This is a genomic window from Synechocystis sp. LEGE 06083 (assembly GCF_015207725.1).
Classification (GTDB): domain Bacteria; phylum Cyanobacteriota; class Cyanobacteriia; order Cyanobacteriales; family Microcystaceae; genus Synechocystis; species Synechocystis salina.
The window spans coordinates 1-3,554 of record NZ_JADEWJ010000339.1; the positions used below are offsets into that span (position 1 = coordinate 1).

At 54.3% G+C, this 3,554-nt stretch carries 3 protein-coding genes; all 3 read left to right on the top strand.

What is annotated here, in order from left to right; genetic code table 11:
* Positions 1-2,209 (top strand): methyl-accepting chemotaxis protein (locus IQ219_RS18075; RefSeq protein ID WP_194073524.1); only part of this gene is annotated, 2,209 nt, incomplete at its 5' end.
* Between the two features lie 48 nt (positions 2,210-2,257).
* On the top strand, positions 2,258-2,758 hold the full coding sequence (locus tag IQ219_RS18080) for a methyl-accepting chemotaxis protein (protein WP_228017328.1): 501 nt from the start codon (positions 2,258-2,260) through the stop codon (positions 2,756-2,758).
* Positions 2,759-2,774: 16 nt separating this feature from the next.
* A partial coding sequence (locus IQ219_RS18085) for an Hpt domain-containing protein (RefSeq protein WP_194073525.1) occupies positions 2,775-3,554 on the top strand: 780 nt, incomplete at its 3' end.

Here is a 3,554-nt window from a genome sequence, read left to right on the forward strand (position 1 = left end):
GGTGGGGGAAAATACCAAAGCCCAAACTGCCCTGGCATCGAAAGCAAAGTATTCCCACCGGAATCTAGACCAACCCCCGGCCATGGCCGGTGATGAATTGGCGATCGCCGACCAAACCATTGACGCCCTCAGTGCCCAGGTTCAAAAATTGCGCCATCAGCAGGATTTATCCCTCAAACAATCAGAACTATTGACTGAACTTTCCCGGGCCAATCTTTCCGACATTGACGAAATCCAAGGCGTAATTCAGAAGAATCTCGACCAAGCCAGGGCCCTGTTTGGTTGTGAGCGGTTAGTGTTTTACTACCATCCCCGCTATCAGTCGGAAGCCATGGTAGTACAGGCTTTGGACTTGGCCACCCAAGGCTTAATTGACAACAAAGACCCCCATCCCTGGGCCCAGGAAGATATTCCTTCCCAGATTGTCGCCATCAACGACACTGACAGCGCCAGTATCAGTAGCAGCCACCGCCAATGGTTAGAGCAACACCAAGTCAAAGCGAGCTTGACAGTGCCCCTCTACCGGGATAACTACCCCCTCGGACTGCTCATGGCCCACCATTGCCAACGTCCCCACCAGTGGGAAATGAGGGAAAGACAATTTCTCCAACAGTTAACTGAAGAACTACAGACCACTCTGGACCGGGCCAACCTGATCCAGGAACGTAACGAGAGCGCCCAACAAGCCCAAATCCTCAAAGAATTGACCCTAAAAATTTCCGCCGCCATCAACAGCGAGCAGGTTTTTGACATCGCCGCCCAAGCAATCCGCCTCGCACTCAAAGCGGATCGGGTGATTGTCTATCGATTCGATGCCACCTGGGCCGGCACAGTAATTGTGGAATCCGTAGCAGAAGGATATCCCAAAGCCCTAGGAGCCACCATTGCCGACCCCTGCTTTGCTGATAGTTATGTGGAAAAATACCGTTCGGGGCGCATCCAGGCCACCAGGGATATTTACAACGCTGGCTTAACTCCTTGCCACATTGGCCAACTCAAACCCTTTGAAGTCAAAGCTAACTTAGTCGCTCCCATCAATTACAAAGGCAACCTGCTCGGACTACTCATTGCCCACCAATGCTCCGGGCCCAGGGACTGGCACCAAAATGAAATCGATTTATTTGGCCAATTGACCGTGCAGGTGGGGTTAGCCCTAGAACGCTCCGACCTACTAGCCCAACAAAAAATAGCCGAAGTAGAACAACGGCAAATGCGCGAAAAAATGCAAAAGCGGGCCTTGGAATTGCTAATGGAAGTGGACCCCGTCAGCCGGGGCGACTTAACCATCCGGGCCCATGTCACCGAGGACGAAATTGGCACGATCGCCGATTCCTACAATGCAACCATTGAAAGCCTGCGGCGCATTGTGACCCAAGTTCAAACCGCCGCCAGTCAATTTACCGAGACTACTGACACTAACGAAGTGGCAGTGCGGCAACTAGCCCAGCAAGCCAACCGACAGGCCTCAGATGTGGCGGAAGCCCTGGAACGACTGCAGGCCATGAATAAATCCATCCAAGCAGTGGCAGAAAATGCTGCCCAAGCAGAATCGGCGGTACAACGGGCGACCCAAACCGTAGACCAGGGGGAAGATGCCATGAACCGCACTGTGGATGGGATTATGGCAATTCGGGAGACAGTGGCCGCCACCGCCAAGCAGGTGAAACGGTTGGGGGAATCATCCCAAAAAATTTCCAAAGTGGTGAACCTAATCGGTAGCTTTGCCGACCAAACCAACCTCCTAGCCCTCAATGCCGCCATCGAAGCAGCCCATGCCGGTGAAGAGGGGCGGGGGTTTGCTGTGGTAGCCGATGAAGTGCGTTCCCTGGCAAGGCAATCAGCAGAAGCAACGGCGGAAATTTCCCAACTGGTGGCGACAATTCAGGCGGAAACGAATGAAGTGGTGAATGCCATGGAAGCGGGCACAGAACAGGTAGTGGCAGGTACCAAACTGGTGGAAGAAACAAGGCGGAGCTTGAACCAAATCACGGCGGTGAGTGCCCAGATTAGTGGCTTGGTGGAAGCTATCACCTCAGCGGCCATTGAACAGTCCCAAACCAGTGAATCGGTGACTCAAACCATGGCCCTGGTGGCCCAGATTGCGGACAAAAACTCCAGCGAAGCCAGTGGCGTATCTGCCACTTTTAAAGAGCTGTTGGCGGTGGCCCAGTCATTGCAAGAGGCGGTCAAACAATTCAAAGTGCAATGATTTGACCGACGGATAACGAACCCATAAAACCCATACCTGACAATTGCTATGCCTGATATGCCCACCATTGCGAGCGAGAACCAACCATCAAAGGACCAGCGGGCTGTGCTGTCCGGGCAGATTAGCCAGGGGCAAGCGGAGAGCCTGCAGACCATGCGTAGTGTGCGGTCAACCATGGCCACCACGGGGGAACAACTGGAAAATCTGGATAGTTCCACCCAGGAAATTGCCAATGCGATTAACTTGATTCGACAATTTGCGGCCCAGACCCATCTGTTGGCGCTGAAAGCATCTATTGAAGCGGCCCGGGCCGGGGAAGAAGGTAGGGGCTTTTCGGTCATTGCGGACGAAGTGCGGAGCTTGGCGGCCCAATCGGCGGAGGCAACGGCGGCCATGGAAGCCTTAATTGTGACCATCCAGTCCCAGGCGAGGGAATTGACCAGCAGCATCAAGGCCAGCAACCAGCAACTGAATAGCCATAACCAGCAACTGGAAACCAATCAGCAGTATTGGCAACAGCTAGCTGCCACCCTTTTGCCCCACTCCTAACACCCCCATTGCCTCCATGCTCAACTCCGATATCCGTGACCACGCCTACCAGTTTTTCATTGAAGAAGCACCGGAATTGCTCAGTGTGATTGAAATGAGCTTGCTGGAGTTGAGGGGGGAGAGAACACCAGCCCAGATCCATGGCATTATGCGGGCAGCCCATTCCATTAAGGGGGGAGCGGCCAGTGTGCAACTGCCGGCCATTGAGGAGTTAGCCCACCGACTGGAGGATATTTTCAAGGCGTTGTATAACGATGCGGTGGTGGTGGATGAAACCATGGAGGGACTGCTATTGGCAGGGTTTGACCACCTGAAACAAGCCCTCACCACCCAGATTGAAACGGGGCAGTTGGACCATAGTGAGGTTTTGGAGCAGGGGTTGCCGGTGATTGCGGCCATTGAGGAACAGTTGGGGGAGCATCTGGCGGCGGGGGAACAGTTTTTGCCCAGCTCGGCGGATTTGGGGGTGGACATTGTGGCGTCGTTGTTTGAGGTGGATGTTGCCCAGGGATTGACGGAGATTAGCACTGCGTTAGCGGGGAGAGACCAGGAAACATTGCGGGCAACGTTGGGGACGCAAACAGAAATTTTTGCTGGGCTGGCGGAAATTTTAAATTTGCCTGGGTTTAGGGAAATTACCGACCTTGTGGCCCAGGGTTTGGGGAATCCTGGGGTGCCCATGGGGGAATTGGCGCGGGTAGCGCTGGAGAATTGGCAGCATAGCTGTGGACAAGTGTTGGAAAAGGGCGATCGCCAACGGGGGGGGGAACCCAGTGGGGCGTTGGTGGCGTTGGTG